At 58.6% G+C, this 13,954-nt stretch carries 14 protein-coding genes and 2 pseudogenes; 14 read left to right on the top strand and 2 right to left on the bottom strand.

Annotation, left to right across the window (positions count from 1 at the left end):
* The first annotated feature begins 21 nt into the window (after positions 1-21).
* The 4 genes from AC06DS_RS02105 (at position 22) to AC06DS_RS02090 (ending at position 3,592) form a co-directional block, all read left to right on the top strand.
* On the top strand, positions 22-636 hold the full coding sequence (locus AC06DS_RS02105) for a type III secretion system chaperone family protein (protein WP_448307797.1): 615 nt from the start codon (positions 22-24) through the stop codon (positions 634-636).
* A 56-nt stretch (positions 637-692) separates the two neighbouring features.
* Positions 693-1,457, top strand: a complete 765-nt coding sequence (locus tag AC06DS_RS02100; RefSeq protein WP_293790820.1) for a phosphoglyceromutase — start codon at positions 693-695, stop codon at positions 1,455-1,457.
* Between the two features lie 5 nt (positions 1,458-1,462).
* Entirely contained in the window at positions 1,463-2,767 is a 1,305-nt protein-coding gene (locus AC06DS_RS02095; protein ID WP_477100864.1) for a sensor histidine kinase, read from the top strand.
* Positions 2,768-2,899: 132 nt separating this feature from the next.
* Positions 2,900-3,592, top strand: a complete 693-nt coding sequence (locus AC06DS_RS02090; protein ID WP_293790818.1) for a response regulator transcription factor — start codon at positions 2,900-2,902, stop codon at positions 3,590-3,592.
* Here the strand turns inward: AC06DS_RS02090 and AC06DS_RS02085 are convergent.
* A complete protein-coding gene (locus tag AC06DS_RS02085) occupies positions 3,589-4,461 on the bottom strand; it encodes a DUF3109 family protein (RefSeq protein WP_477101215.1) in 873 nt (290 codons plus the stop codon). The genes AC06DS_RS02090 and AC06DS_RS02085 overlap by 4 nt on opposite strands.
* 165 nt (positions 4,462-4,626) lie before the next feature.
* On the opposite strand from AC06DS_RS02085, the gene AC06DS_RS02080 reads away from it, so the two are divergent.
* The 4 genes and pseudogenes from AC06DS_RS02080 (at position 4,627) to AC06DS_RS02065 (ending at position 8,438) form a co-directional block, all read left to right on the top strand.
* A complete protein-coding gene (locus tag AC06DS_RS02080) occupies positions 4,627-5,562 on the top strand; it encodes a Ppx/GppA family phosphatase (protein ID WP_477100863.1) in 936 nt (311 codons plus the stop codon).
* Between the two features lie 83 nt (positions 5,563-5,645).
* Positions 5,646-6,357 (top strand): annotated as a pseudogene (locus AC06DS_RS02075) (IS6 family transposase).
* A 205-nt stretch (positions 6,358-6,562) separates the two neighbouring features.
* Complete coding sequence (locus AC06DS_RS02070; RefSeq protein ID WP_042529878.1) at positions 6,563-7,165, top strand: TetR/AcrR family transcriptional regulator; 603 nt, start codon at positions 6,563-6,565, stop codon at positions 7,163-7,165.
* 85 nt (positions 7,166-7,250) lie between these two features.
* Positions 7,251-8,438 (top strand): MFS transporter, encoded by a 1,188-nt coding sequence (locus AC06DS_RS02065; protein ID WP_477100862.1) that lies wholly within the window; start codon positions 7,251-7,253, stop codon positions 8,436-8,438.
* A 149-nt stretch (positions 8,439-8,587) separates the two neighbouring features.
* Here the strand turns inward: AC06DS_RS02065 and AC06DS_RS02060 are convergent, their stop codons facing one another.
* Entirely contained in the window at positions 8,588-8,932 is a 345-nt protein-coding gene (locus AC06DS_RS02060; protein ID WP_055090314.1) for an ArsR/SmtB family transcription factor, read from the bottom strand.
* Positions 8,933-9,036: 104 nt separating this feature from the next.
* Between AC06DS_RS02060 and AC06DS_RS02055 the strand changes: the two genes are divergently transcribed.
* The 6 genes and pseudogenes from AC06DS_RS02055 to AC06DS_RS02030 all read left to right on the top strand — a co-directional run bounded on the left by AC06DS_RS02055 (position 9,037) and on the right by AC06DS_RS02030 (position 13,899).
* Positions 9,037-9,711 carry an MFS transporter gene (locus AC06DS_RS02055; RefSeq protein WP_477100861.1) on the top strand — a complete coding sequence of 225 codons (675 nt, stop codon included), beginning with the start codon at positions 9,037-9,039 and terminating at the stop codon, positions 9,709-9,711.
* An 8-nt stretch (positions 9,712-9,719) separates the two neighbouring features.
* Positions 9,720-10,431: pseudogene (locus AC06DS_RS02050) on the top strand (IS6 family transposase).
* 205 nt (positions 10,432-10,636) lie between these two features.
* On the top strand, positions 10,637-11,242 hold the full coding sequence (locus AC06DS_RS02045) for a class I SAM-dependent methyltransferase (protein ID WP_477100860.1): 606 nt from the start codon (positions 10,637-10,639) through the stop codon (positions 11,240-11,242).
* A gap of 213 nt (positions 11,243-11,455) precedes the next feature.
* A complete protein-coding gene (locus AC06DS_RS02040; protein WP_034972524.1) occupies positions 11,456-11,818 on the top strand; it encodes a DoxX family protein in 363 nt (120 codons plus the stop codon).
* Between the two features lie 111 nt (positions 11,819-11,929).
* On the top strand, positions 11,930-12,496 hold the full coding sequence (locus tag AC06DS_RS02035; protein ID WP_049358769.1) for a cysteine hydrolase family protein: 567 nt from the start codon (positions 11,930-11,932) through the stop codon (positions 12,494-12,496).
* Positions 12,497-12,894: 398 nt separating this feature from the next.
* On the top strand, positions 12,895-13,899 hold the full coding sequence (locus tag AC06DS_RS02030) for a DUF2157 domain-containing protein (protein ID WP_477100859.1): 1,005 nt from the start codon (positions 12,895-12,897) through the stop codon (positions 13,897-13,899).
* Positions 13,900-13,954 lie beyond the last annotated feature (55 nt).

The following is a 13,954-nucleotide window of genomic DNA, read 5'->3' as shown; positions in this document are numbered from 1 at the left end:
GGGAAATGTAGTTTGGGGCGTATGGATCGCTCAAGAATTTGTGAACTTCTGGACGAGGCGGAAGTTGAATACACCGTCCCCGAAGGACCGGCCGGTAACGATGGCAATGTTGTAGTTGTGCTGCCGGGGGAAAAGCGCCTGAAGACGAATTGCATCTTCATCCCGCAGGATGGCATGTTCCGCGTGGAGGCTTTCGTCTGCCGCGCCGTTGAAGAAGGCCAGGAAGAGGTCTACAAGCTTCTGCTGCACGCCAACCGTCGCTGCTATGGAGTGCACTACACGCTGGATCGAAACAACGACATTTATCTGGTCGGCCAGTTTTCGGACAATACAAGTAGTGAGGAAATTCAACAGATCCTCGGCCAAGTGCTGGAGAGGGCGGATGCGGACTTCAACCGCATTTTGGAACGCGGTTTTGCGTCCTCCATCCGCCACGAGTGGGCATGGCGCCTGTCGCGCGGCGAACCCACGATGAACCTCGCTGCATTTGCACACCTCAAGCCCTCCGAACAAGAGGTTCAGTTGTTGGCTCCGCCACCGGGCTCCAAGTTGGCGTCCGAAGCAAAGAGCCCGAGCGTCCCGGATCTAGCCGGTGACGGCGAAGGCGAAGAAACAGACACAGAATCGGGAGAATAGCCACGGTACCGCCGTATCCGGGGCGCGCAGGCGCGCAGCATGGCAGAATTGAGAGTATGAGCGAGCAAAATAATTCCCACGGAAATCTGATTCTGCTGCGTCACGGCCAGAGTGAATGGAACGCCTCCAACCAGTTCACCGGCTGGGTGGATGTAGCGCTGACCGAAAAGGGGCGCGAAGAGGCGGTTCGCGGCGGCGAGTTGATCAAGGAAGCCGGCCTGGCTCCGTCCATTCTGTACACCTCCCTGCTGCGTCGCGCTATTACCACCGCAAACATCGCCCTCGACGCGGCGGATCGTCACTGGATCCCCGTTGTTCGCGACTGGCGCCTGAACGAGCGCCACTACGGCGCACTGCAGGGTCTGAACAAGGCTGAGACTAAAGACAAGTACGGCGAAGATCAGTTCATGGCATGGCGCCGTTCTTACGACACCCCGCCACCAGCTATCGACGCTGACAACGAGTACGCACAGACCAACGATCCGCGTTACGCCGACCTGCCAGAGGTTCCGGCCACGGAGTGCCTGCTGGATGTCGTCAAGCGCTTCATCCCCTACTACCAGGAAGAGATTGAGCCACGGGTGAAGAACGGCGAGACCGTACTGGTGGCCGCACACGGTAACTCTCTGCGCGCGCTGGTTAAGCACCTGGACAACATCTCCGATGAGGACATTGCGGCCCTGAATATCCCGACCGGCATTCCGCTGGTGTACCGCATTGACGCGAATGGTCAGGTTCTCAACAAGGGTGGCGACTACCTGGATCCGGAAGCGGCAGCAGCTGGCGCTGCTGCCGTTGCCGCACAGGGTCAGGCTAAGTAATAGTCTTGGATTTCCTTACCTCTGGGCTTGCCCTCGGGGTTCTTCTGGGGCTGGTGTTCGGCGTATGCCTCGGCGCATTCGGCATGTGGGTATACCGCAAACGAGTGCAGGCTCAACGCAATACCCGCACCCAAAAGGAGCTCGAGGGCAACCGTGTTTCTACCGTCGCCCAGGTCCTCCACTTCACCATTCAATCCGCACCCGATGCAGTGGCGGTGGTGGACCGTAAGCGCAACGTGGTGCTGTCGAATCCCCGAGCCCACGAGCTCGGGCTGGTGCATGAGCGAAACCTCAATGCCGAGGCGTGGAAGATGGTGGAGCGAGTCTTTGCCGACCAGGAGCCGCGGCAATTGAACTTTCTGCCGCCGCCGCGCCGCAGTAACCGTCCCGTTATTGCGGTAGCCGGTCAGGTACAGCTGCTCTCGTTAGCGGATGATCGTTTTGCGGTGGTGTACGCCGCAGATGACTCTGAAACAGTGCGCATGGAATCCGCACGCCGCGATTTCGTGGCCAATGTCTCCCATGAGTTGAAAACCCCGGTAGGGGCGATCTCTTTGCTGGTGGAGACTCTTATGTCGGTGCGTGACGATGAGGAAGCGGTTGAGTACTTCGGCTCGAAATTGATCGTTGAGGTACGCCGCATGAATCAGATGATCACTGAGCTGATCAGCTTGTCTAAGTTGCAGGGTGCCGAATCGCTGCCGGATCTGGAGGTCTTGAGCATCGATAAGGTCATTGAAGATGCGATCGATCGCTGCCGACTCGCAGCGGAGGCGCGAAACATCGAGATTGTGAAGGATTCGCGGTCCGGCGTGATGGTGAAGGGTGATAAGGGACTCTTGGTTACCAGTGTCTCCAACTTGCTGACCAACGCAATCAACTACTCGCTCGAAGGATCACCCGTTTCCATCTCCCGCGATGTGCAAAACGACATGGTAATTATCCGAGTCACCGATCGGGGTATTGGCATTTCGCAGGATGATCAAAAGCGCGTCTTTGAGCGGTTCTTCCGAGTGGATAAGGCACGGTCCCGCAACACGGGAGGCACAGGCCTGGGGCTTGCAATCGTAAAGCACGTCATGGCCAACCACGGGGGCAGCGTGTCTTTGTGGTCCCGCCTCGGAACTGGCTCAACCTTCACTCTGGAGCTGCCGCGATTCGAGGAGGGCAACGCGAAGAACTTGCCCAGTGGTGAGATTCCGGTGATTCCCGATAAGCGGCGGCTGGACGATGCGAAGGCTGCAGGGAATACAGAAGTTACAAGTAACAAGAAGGCCACGGGGGATGAAGAACGCGGCCGTGAAGGGTAGCCGCCCGGTTATCGTCAGGTAATTCCCCGATGAATTACGTGTATTTGGGGTTGCTACAGCCTAAATCCTGCGCGGACGTTAGCATAGGGGGCGGTAGCTTGAAAATATTCTTTTGAAAGGTATTCGGCAGCTGTGACGAGCGTTTTGATTGTCGAAGACGAAGAGTCTTTGGCGGAACCCCTAGCGTTCCTTCTGAAGAAAGAAGGTTTCGAAGTCTTCATGGCCCCGGATGGCCCGACTGCGTTAGACACCTTCGCAGCTGAGGACATCGACATCATCCTTTTGGATTTAATGCTGCCCGGCATGTCCGGCACGGAAGTCTGCCGACAGCTGCGCCAGACCTCCAGTGTTCCGGTAATTATGGTCACCGCTCGCGACAGCGAAATCGACAAGGTCGTTGGCTTGGAACTCGGCGCCGATGACTATGTGACCAAACCTTATTTCGCCCGCGAGCTGATCGCCCGCATCCGCGCGGTGCTGCGCCGCGGTGGCGAAATCGAGGTTGAGACTCCAGCCGAGGATGGTCTAGTACTGCAGGAAGATCGCGTGATGATGGACGTTGAGCGCCACATTGTCACCGTTGACGGCCAGAAGGTTCCGATGCCGCTCAAGGAATTCGACCTGCTCGAATACCTCATGCGCAACAGCGGGCGCGTGCTCACCCGTGGCCAGTTGATCGATCGTGTCTGGGGCGCCGATTATGTCGGCGACACCAAGACCTTGGATGTCCACATCAAGCGGTTGCGCTCCAAGATCGAGCGCAACCCCTCGCGCCCAGAGATTCTGGTGACCGTCCGCGGCTTGGGCTACAAGTTCGAGGCTTAGAGCCCGCGCCGCCGTGCCTCCGCCGTCGCCGGGTGGATCGATAGCAGTGGGAATCCGCTCGGTGAGATCTGCGCCAGCTTCTCACGTTCCGCGCAGTGAGCCGCGACGACTTCATAGGCTTCTGCACCGATGAGCTCTGTCAGCTCCTCGCGTCCGGTGCGCCATAGCGCCTCGCTACCCGCGTGGCAGTTCGGATCCGAGGAGCAGTACCAATCGAAGTCCTCGCCGCCGTCGCCCCACCCGCGCCGGTTGTATTCAGTGACGGTCGTACGCAGCATCTCCACCCCGTCGGGCCGCGTTTCCCAGTCCTCGAGTCGCCGCAGTGGCACCTGCCAGCACACCTCGGGCTTTGCTGCAGTCAGTTCCACGTCGTTGCGCAGCGCCCAGGCATGCAATGCACACCCCTGACCTGCCGGGAAGCCCTCGCGGTTAGCGAAAATGCACGCACCGTTCGTGGTTACCGTCTTGAGGGCGGGTTCCATCTCGCCCTCGTCGTTTTCAAGCTCGTCCCATTCGAGCCATGGCTCGATTTCGTCTGTGTTCTCGTTGTCGTTGCTGTAGTCGCTGTGTTTTTTATGACGCCCAGTCGCCTCCCATTCTTCCATTTCAGCGGGACGGTTCTGCCAATCTTCCGCGGTGAGCTTTTCCGCGACATTTCGCAGGGTCGCACGGTCGTCTTCATCCGTGAGAAATGCTCCGTGAGTGCAGCAGCCGACGTCCGGATTCTCGGCGTCAATACCTAAACACGCTTCGGTGCCAAACCGGCAACGGTACGTGGACAGCAACCAGGTGAGATCCACCTGAATAATGTGTTCTGAATCGGCGGGGTCGATGAATTCCAGCCATTCGCGTGCGTGGTCAGCGGGCATTTCGCGGCCGGCTCGGATGGAAAGATCGGCAGGGGTTCCCTCCGGGTAGCCGGTAGCCAGATCGTTGTTGAGGCCTTCTGGCTGGACCGTCGAGGGGGTTGCAGATTCGCTTTCCATAGACGTTTCATTCACGAGTTCCACCGTAGACGCATTAGGCTGGGAGGCGTGCGATTAGGTGTGCTTGACGTAGGTAGCAATACAGTTCATCTGGTGGTCGTCGATGCACAGCGCGGCGGACCGCCGACCCCCATGAGCAATTGGAAAACACCCATGCGCTTGGTGGAGTACCTGGATGACAAGGGAGCCATTAACCACAAAGGGCAGGAAAAGCTCCTCAACGGTGTGGCATTGGCGAAGGAGATGTCCGAGCAGTTCCGCTGTGAGGAAATGCTGCCTTTTGCCACCTCCGCAATCCGTTCAGCGGAAAACTCCGACAAGGTGTTGGACAAAGTGGAGAAGGAAACCGGGGTGCGCCTGCGGATTCTTTCGGGGGATGATGAAGCGAGGCTGACGTTCCTGGCGGTGCGACGTTGGTACGGCTGGTCGGCGGGACGGATTTGCGATCTGGATATTGGCGGTGGATCGCTGGAAATGTCTATCGGAATGAACGAGGATCCGGATGTCGCCTGCAGCGTGAACCTGGGCGCTGGGCGGTTGACTCGTGAGTGGTTCGATACTGATCCGCCGTCGAAAAAGAAGATCGCTGCGCTGAAGGAATTCATCGATGAAGAGCTGAATGATCCGGTGGAGAAGCTGTTGGATTCCGGTGATATTGACTTGGCGGTGGGTACGTCTAAGACCTTCAGAATGTTGGCGCGACTCACAGGTGCCGCGCCTTCTTCTGCAGGCCCGCGGGTCAAGCGCAGGCTGACTCAGGCTGGTCTGCGCCAGTTGATTGCCTTTATATCCCGCATGACCGCCGCCGATCGCGCGGAGTTGGAGGGAGTAAGTGCCGAGCGCTCTCACCAGGTGGTTGCCGGTGCACTTGTGGCGGAAGCGACGATGCGCAAGCTAGAGATCGATGTGCTGCACATGTGCCCGTGGGCGCTGCGCGAAGGAGTGATCTTCCGGCAGCTCGACCATAGTTCGCAGACGAACTAACAATCCTTAACCTGGTTGATAGACCCCGTGGTGCTGTTGCAAAGTTGGGGCAGTAGGAAGAGCGACGTGAACTAATCACAGCCATGGGTATCTTCTCTGGTCGTCATTTCCCCCGTGACATCATTCTGTGGGCAGTGCGGTAGTACTGCCGCTACGGGGTGAGCTACCGCGATCTGGAGGAAATGATGACTTCAGCGGGGCGTGCCAGTCGATCACACCACGATCTACCGCTGGGTCCAGAAATACGCCCCTGAGCTGGACAAGCAAACACGGTGGTACCGGCAGGTACCTGACTGGCAGGCCAGTTCCTGGCGGGTGGATGAGACCTATATCCGGGTCGGCGGCAGGTGGTGCTACCTCTATCGGGCGATTACCGCCGGTGGCCAGACCCTGGACTTTTACCTCTCTCCGAAGCGAAACGTGGCCGCAGCGAAGCGTTTCCTGCCAAGGCCCTCAAATCCAATGCGTCAGCCGGGTATCCCAGAGTGATCAACACCGATAAAGCACCCTCCCTAGCCAGGGCAATCGCCGAGTTGAAGTCAGAGGGAATCTGCCCGCCAACAGTGCAACACCGGCAGGTGAAATACCTCAACAACATCCTGGAAGGCGACCATGGTCGGCTGAAGCGGATCCTCGGGCCGAAAGGCGCGTTTAAGAACCGGACATCTGCATATCGGACGTTGATAAGGGATGGAGGTGATGCACTCATTGCGGAAAGGGTAAGGCGCGATGTTTGCCTACGGGCAATCGAACCCGGACGCGGTGATCGTCAACCGGGTCTTCGAGACGGCCTAACAACGCCCACACGCAGCGGCGATCAGGGAATGAGAAACTGAGTCTACGCTGCCCTCCCCCCCAACTTTGCAACGGCACCCATACGAGCCAGGTGCGCGTCATGCGGGCAGCCCATTCAACAACGGCTGCACCAGTCGACGCTGCGTCGGTCGCGGCCTGTGTTTGTTTTGTACTCCATAGTCCATAAACTGCTAGCATCGCGGACATGGGTAGACCACGAACGTTTGACGAGGCGACAGTGCTGGATGCCGCGGCCGCGCAGTTCAGGGTGCGTGGATTCGCGGACACGTCGACTGAGCAGTTGTGCGCGGCGGCCGGGGTGCGGCGGAGCAGCCTGTACAACGCCTTCGACTCCAAGGATGAGCTGTTCGTTCGAGCACTGGAGCGCTATGTCGAGGTCACTGGTGAGAGTCAGGAGGCGGTGCTCGCCGATGCCGAACTGGATGGCTTCGCACGCGTGAGCGGCGTTCTGAATCTCATGATCGCCGAGGAGTACGAGGCGTCCACTGAAGGGCACGCGGCCGGGTGCATGGTCGTGACGACACGCATGACGCCGGACCGCGGCAGTCAGGACCCGCGCGTCGCCCGCATCCTCGACCGTGCACTGGGACGCCAGCTCGCGATGCTGGAGCACGCCGTCAGGGCCGGCAGGTTCGACGGCAGCCTCCGGCCGGACCTGGACGCTCGGGACACCGCACTGCTGGTCGTCACCCTGATCTCAGGGATTCGCGTCATGGCACAGGCCGGCTCCGCACCCGAGGAACTGCGGCGGATCGTCGCACTCGGCCTCAGTGCCCTGACACCTTGATACGCCACTACTGAGAAATCCGTGAGCTGTCGGGCTCACCTGCACCTTTATTTTGTACTAGAGAATCCACATTGGAGACCGAGCAATGAAGAAATACCTGTACGTACTGATGCTCACGATCATGGTGGTGGTCATGAGCGAGTTCCAGACCGCGGGGATGATGCCGCAGATCGCCGCAGACCTGGGCGTCTCGACCGGCCAGGTCGGGACGGTGGTCACTTTGTACGCGCTCGGCATGGCGCTCGGAGGCCCGCTGCTGGTGTACCTCCTGCGGCATCGCCCACCCAAAGCCTCGCTGTTGATCGTCATCGGAACCTATGCCGCGCTGGAGGTCCTGGTCCCGCTGATCCACGAGTTCTGGTGGCTGGCACTGCTTCGCGTCCTGACCGGATGCCTCTCCGGCGCCGCCTATGGCATCGCCGTGTCCTACAGCGCCCGACTGGCCCCGAGTCCGGAGAAGATCGGCGAAGCAGTGTCCATCGTGCTCGGCGGCATCATGATCGGAACCGTCATCGGCCTGCCGCTGTCGCACTTCCTCGCGGCCCGCTGGGGCTGGCAGTCCAGCTTCTACATCCTAGGCATCGCGGCCTTCGCCGTGTTCCTCATCAGCCTGCTCACCCTGCCCGCCCGTGAAGCCGCCACCCAGGAAGCCGCCGCACAGGACCTGCGCAAGCTGCGCTCGCCGAAACTCTGGTCCAGATACCTGGTCAGCCTGCTGACCATCGGCGCAGCCTTTGCCGGCTTCTCCTACTTCACCCCGCTGCTGGAACAGAACGCCGGCTTCGCGACGAATACGACGACCCTGATCCTGCTCGCCTACGGGATCGTGTCCTTCATCGGCAACCTCATCGTCGGCAAGTTCGCCGACCAGCACGCCATCGGCATCCTGCGCATCGGACACACACTGCTATTCATCTCACTCGCGCTCCTTGGAGCCTTCAGCAACGCACAGCCGCTCGTGCTGGCCATGGTGCTCATCGTAGGCGTCGCCGGAGTGCCGATGAACCCCGCCATGGTCGCCCGCGTCGCCGAAATCGGAGGAACCGGGAACATGGTCAGCACGGTGCACACCTCCGTCATTACCATGGGCGTCGCCCTGGGATCAGCAATCGGCGCGCTCACCATCGGCCGAGCCGGTGACGATCCCTCCGCAGCCATGTGGATCGGAGCAGCCTTCGCCGTTCTCGCCACACTCACCCTCGCAACACAAGCACGAGGCAGAAGACAACCTCTTCGACCGCCCCATGCAACTGAAACAGTAGATTGTGTCTGATCTGCTGATCTGATCAGATCACATCTCCAATCGGCAGGCCCGTCGATCTCCTGGACCATCAAACAGACGTAGCTATTTTCGCATCCCAACGGCGTTCTCGTCTCCATGTAGCGCTGTGTCGCTTATGACACTTGGTCGAGCGGGTCGGACTACTTGAGCCCGACGGGTGCGGCGTCCTCGTCCGCCGAACTCAGGACGGATGCCAGGAGTCCGGGGAAGCGTTCTTCGAGGTCGTCGGCGCGCAGATGGACGTAGCAGCGGGTGCCCTCGTCGCGGGTGCGGGTGATGCCCGCGCTGCGCAGCGTTTTCATGTGGTGGCTCAGCGTCGACTTCGACACGGGGGCATCCAGTTCGCCCCACTGCCGCTCTTGCCCGTCGGAGAGCAGGCGGACGATGCCGAGGCGTAGCGGATCGGACAGCGCGGAGAGCACTCGCGTGAGCGAGAGGTCCGCGGTGGCCGGGTGCTTGGTGTCCGCATGGTCGGTCGGGGGCATGCCTCGATCCTACCTTGTTCGCCGCCTATCGAACGATCTGCTAACGTGTTCGATGTTCGTGAAACATAGAACATCACCATGCTTCGACTCGACCGGAGGTGCCCATGCTCCGCAGTTCCCTGTGGCTTACCGCCCTGTTCATCGCCACGCTCTCGCTCGGCACCGACGAGTTCGTGATCGCCGGTGTGCTCAACACCGTCGCCACCGACCTCGACGTCACCCCCGGCGCGGCCGGCCAGCTCGTGACCGGCTTTGCCTTCGCGTTCGCCCTGGGCGCTCCGGTGCTCGCGGTCTGGTTGGATCGCTACCCGCGCCGGCTCGTCCTGTTCGGCGGGCTGAGCGTGTTCGTGCTGGCGAACCTCGGCTGCGCGATCGCACCCGACCTGACCACGCTCTTCATCCTGCGGATCGTCGCGGGCTTATCGGCTGCAGCGGTCTCGACCACCGCGTTCGCCGCCGCGGCCGAGGGCGCGCCCGAGGGCAATCAGGGCACCTACCTGTCCGTGGTCACCGCAGAGCTCACGGTCGCCCTGTTCACCGGCGTGCCGGTGGGTACCTGGCTCGCCGGCGCGTGGGGCTGGCGCGCTACGTTCGTGCTCATCGCGATCGTCGCCGCCCTGGCCGCGATCATCGCGCTGACGACGATGCCCCGCCTGCCCGGAGCGAAGCCCGGCACTCTCGGCGAGCGTCTTGCGCCGCTGCGCAACCCCGGCGTGCTGCGCATGGTCGCCGCGGTGTTGTTGCAAAGTTGGGGCAGTAGGAAGAGCGACGTGAACTAATCACAGCCATGGGTATCTTCTCTGGTCGTCATTTCCCCCGTGACATCATTCTGTGGGCAGTGCGGTGGTACTGCCGCTACGGGGTGAGCTACCGCGATCTGGAGGAAATGATGACTTCAGCGGGGCGTGCCAGTCGATCACACCACGATCTACCGCTGGGTCCAGAAATACGCCCCTGAGCTGGACAAGCAAACACGGTGGTACCGGCAGGTACCTGACTGGCAGGCCAGTTCCTGGCGGGTGGATGAGACCTATATCCGGGTCGGCGGCAGGTGGTGCTACCTCTATCGGGCGATTACCGCCGGTGGCCAGACCCTGGACTTTTACCTCTCTCCGAAGCGAAACGTGGCCGCAGCGAAGCGTTTCCTGCCAAGGCCCTCAAATCCAATGCGTCAGCCGGGTATCCCAGAGTGATCAACACCGATAAAGCACCCTCCCTAGCCAGGGCAATCGCCGAGTTGAAGTCAGAGGGAATCTGCCCGCCAACAGTGCAACACCGGCAGGTGAAATACCTCAACAACATCCTGGAAGGCGACCATGGTCGGCTGAAGCGGATCCTCGGGCCGAAAGGCGCGTTTAAGAACCGGACATCTGCATATCGGACGTTGATAAGGGATGGAGGTGATGCACTCATTGCGGAAAGGGTAAGGCGCGATGTTTGCCTACGGGCAATCGAACCCGGACGCGGTGATCGTCAACCGGGTCTTCGAGACGGCCTAACAACGCCCACACGCAGCGGCGATCAGGGAATGAGAAACTGAGTCTACGCTGCCCTCCCCCCCAACTTTGCAACAACACCCTATTCTTTCTGCTCGATCGCTATGGGGCACGATAGATTTTTACCATTGGAGCTCTTTGTTGTCGCCGATTTACCTAGTCGCAGCGTTGTATGCTAGGTCTCCATTGAATACCCAGCCAACAAGAAATGATGGGAGATAAAGTGCGGGTGCGGCAGTCATATGCAGAGCGTGCTTTCGAATACGTTGCGGCGCTAGGTGATGTTGACAGCATGGATCCACTAGACGTTAACCTTATAACTGATTGGGGGATGAATATTCATGGTCCTTTGCTTGATGCTGGCTCAGGGCCAGGTCATTGGACTGAACTCCTGCGTAGTTTGGGCTGTGACGTCACGGGTCTCGATATAGTTCCAGAATTTGTTGACTCGGCACGCCAGCGATTTCCTCTAGCCACCTTCGAGACAGGTAACCTTTTGGATATGCCGTTCGAAGCTTCTAGATTCGACGGGATCCTTGCTTGGTATTCACTCATCCATATGACACCAAAAGAACGCCGCGCAGCTTTAAGAGAGTTTTCTAGGGTCCTCAAACCGAAAGGAACTCTCCTTATCGGGGCGTTCCTAGGGCAGCAGGGCGTTTCGTTTAACCATGCGATCACAGAGGCCTTCTACTGGTCGGAAGCGGGATTGGTTACCTATTTGGAGTCTGCGGGTTTTCAAGTGATCTCCGTCGATACTCGTGATTCCGAAGGTAGGCGACCTCATATTTCAGTGCTAGCTCGACTTCCTTAGGAAGACTCATGGAGCACGGATGGGTTCTTCGTGTTTGGCATGATCTGTTCTTGATCTACAGGATTCCGATAGAACGTGAGGCTGCATTTAGGGGCGCACACCACAGGAAAGATGACAACAGGGTAAACGCTGAGAGGTAAAATTCGGGACAGCGCACTAAAATTGTTGAAGGAGCGATACCGCGCGTTATCTATTGTCTAAGAAGGTGCTTCAATGAACTCTTTAGCAACCCGTGGAAATTATCTGCTGGCCTCGGTTCTTGCCGGGGATGCGTTAATGTCGATTAAGCCTCCGAAATTCATCAGCCGATGCCTCAACGGTGTGAACTTTCCCAAAGACTGGTGGTGGGCGCTCATTGGAATCAAGTCGCTCGCAGCGACAGGTTTAGTCACAGGAACAGTGAGCAAGAACAACTCGATGACGGCAACCGTGTCGGTAGGGGTTTTGGGCTACTTCATCTTCGCCATCATTGCTCACATCAGAGCAAACTTCCTCGGGCGAGAATTTTGGGTTAATTGCTTAGGTATGACAGCACTCAGTGCCACAGTCGTCTCAATGAATCTGACGAAACGATAACAAAAGCTATTACTAGATATGGCCTACCCCTAGGAAGAATGTCTGAGGTTGACTACCGATAGTGCTCGAACCTCGAAGTAATCAAGCTAGTTGTTGTTAAAAAGGAAGTCTATGAACCCTGCTGCACTGATCGTGATCGATGTTCAATATGCCTTTGATGATCAAACATATTGGGGAAAGCGTAACAATCCGGGCTGTGAAAGCAATATTTCCCGTCTGGTGAGTACTTGGCAGGATAGGGGTTGGCCGATCGTGGTTGTGCGCCATGATTCCGATCACCCAGGGTCGCCACTACATCCAAGTTCCGCAAAACATTCATTCAAAGATTGCGTGCCGCAAAACTTCGACTTGTTAGTCACCAAGAACGTGAATTCGGCGTTTTACGGTACCCCGTCCTTGGAAGAGTGGTTGCACACACGGGGGATCAACAAGCTCGTAATTTGCGGCATCACTACCAACCACTGCTGTGAAACTACCGCACGCATGGCCGGAAATCTGGGATTCGACGTGTCATTCATTCTAGATGCCACTGCTTGTTTCCCGCGCACTGATCATGAAGGAAAAACTGTATCCGCAGATGAGATCATGCGTGCCACTGCTGCAAATCTTCATGGCGAGTTTGCCAACGTAATGACAACGGCGAACTATGTGGAAACCTGTGCGAGAAACTTCAATTAGTACGTTGCACTTTAGCTATATACAGCTTGTTGCAGTCGTGAGAGGTGAACGGTTGCTAAGGCTTACAGGGGCTGCGAGTGCTGTGAGTACAAACATAACCTATGTGGGATCTGTCTGAGCTGCCCCAGATTTTCCCGTCTGCTCTAACGGAACAAAACTTGGGGTACTTCAAAGAATGCCCTATGACAGTAACCTGCCGGTTAGTTATCGTGTGGTGTGGTCGGCCCAGAACTGGATTTCTTATAAGTGGGGCGACAAGCGCCAGTTGCTCCAAGCCAGGTGCAGGGGAGTACAGTACTCTGTTTGAAGACATATGTTTAAAGTGACACTTGAGGGCAGAACGTAGGCGAATGCCTCGTGCCTCTGTTATTCAGGTGGTCAAGTGATGGGATCAATGGATGAGTGAGAAGCTGACAGTCGCCGAACTCCTCGCCCGCAATGGGCGAGAAAGCAGTTCCGCTGACACTGGCCGGCGTCGACGTCGTCACCGCAACTTGGAACAGGGCGGCGTGTCCGTTGCCGAGCTGACGGGTTCCATTCCAGTAGTCCAGACTGAGGACGACGTAGCTAAGGCAGCTAAGCCGGAAGACGCGGCTGCGAAGGTAACTGAGAAGCCCGCAGCACCGAAACAAGAGCCAGCAACTACGCAAGAGATCCAGCAGGATCAGCGTTCCGTGAGCCGCACTTCGGAGCGCCCGGAGGAAAAGACTGGTCAGCTTTCCAACGTTGAGTCTTCCCCAAAGAAGGCTGCCGAGGCGCCAAAGGAGCGTAAAGCAACGGAGCCTACCTTTGGAGATGTTGCGCGTGGTCGCATAGCGGAAAAGCCCGCTGAGCCCACTCAGCCCGCTGAGCCCGCTAAGACTACTAAGGCCACCAAGGTCACCAAGCCGATCAAGCCATCCAAGTCTGCAGCAGCCGGCACGGCCGCAGGAACCGCGGCTGCAGGCACCGCTGCGACTGAGGCGGCTTCGGGCACTGACGCTAAGACCCCTGAAAAGGGTGGCGTCACAAAGCGCGATAAAGACAGCGCTGAGAAGAAGGCCGTTACAGCTGCAGCCGCGCCTGGCGTGTCGAGTGACGAGCGGGCGCAGTTCGCGGAGCTCGAGCGCACTCTCGAGGATGGCGAAGTCGTCGAATACGAAGACGACACGATTTCCTGGCCAATGATGATCCTGCAGGCGATCCTTGCTATCGCTGTGGGCGTGGGCGTGTTCTTCGGATTCAGCCTGGTATGGGCCAAGGCGCCGACGATCTTGGCACTGGTACTGGCAATCGCCGTGACGCTGCTGCTCGTCGGCTTGGTACACGCACTGCTACGCCACCGCGACAAGCTGCTGATGATCCTCGCAGCCGTCGTTGGACTCGTGCTCACGATCGGGCCGCGTTTGGTTCAGGGGCTATAGAAGCCCAACATGTTCGCTGGCATGGGGGGAGCCAGCGGGGAGGTAGCAGGAAGCC

This window comes from Corynebacterium sp. TUM25015 (genome assembly GCF_056393505.1).
The sequence above is the reverse complement of the archived record's forward strand: the minus strand, read 5'-3'. Positions and strand labels throughout refer to the sequence as shown.

Coding starts and splice junctions, on each gene's coding strand:
- AC06DS_RS02105 (WP_448307797.1), top strand. CDS start 22: ATGGATCGCTCAAGAATTTGTGAACTTCTGGACGAGGCGGAAGTTGAA.
- AC06DS_RS02070 (WP_042529878.1), top strand. CDS start 6,563: ATGGGTAGACCACGAACGTTTGACGAGGCGACAGTGCTGGATGCCGCG.
- AC06DS_RS02065 (WP_477100862.1), top strand. CDS start 7,251: ATGAAGAAATACCTGTACGTACTGATGCTCACGATCATGGTGGTGGTC.
- AC06DS_RS02060 (WP_055090314.1), bottom strand. CDS start 8,932: ATGCCCCCGACCGACCATGCGGACACCAAGCACCCGGCCACCGCGGAC.
- AC06DS_RS02085 (WP_477101215.1), bottom strand. CDS start 4,461: ATGCCCGCTGACCACGCACGCGAATGGCTGGAATTCATCGACCCCGCC.
- AC06DS_RS02035 (WP_049358769.1), top strand. CDS start 11,930: ATGAACCCTGCTGCACTGATCGTGATCGATGTTCAATATGCCTTTGAT.
- AC06DS_RS02045 (WP_477100860.1), top strand. CDS start 10,637: ATGATGGGAGATAAAGTGCGGGTGCGGCAGTCATATGCAGAGCGTGCT.
- AC06DS_RS02100 (WP_293790820.1), top strand. CDS start 693: ATGAGCGAGCAAAATAATTCCCACGGAAATCTGATTCTGCTGCGTCAC.
- AC06DS_RS02030 (WP_477100859.1), top strand. CDS start 12,895: ATGAGTGAGAAGCTGACAGTCGCCGAACTCCTCGCCCGCAATGGGCGA.
- AC06DS_RS02055 (WP_477100861.1), top strand. CDS start 9,037: ATGCTCCGCAGTTCCCTGTGGCTTACCGCCCTGTTCATCGCCACGCTC.
- AC06DS_RS02040 (WP_034972524.1), top strand. CDS start 11,456: ATGAACTCTTTAGCAACCCGTGGAAATTATCTGCTGGCCTCGGTTCTT.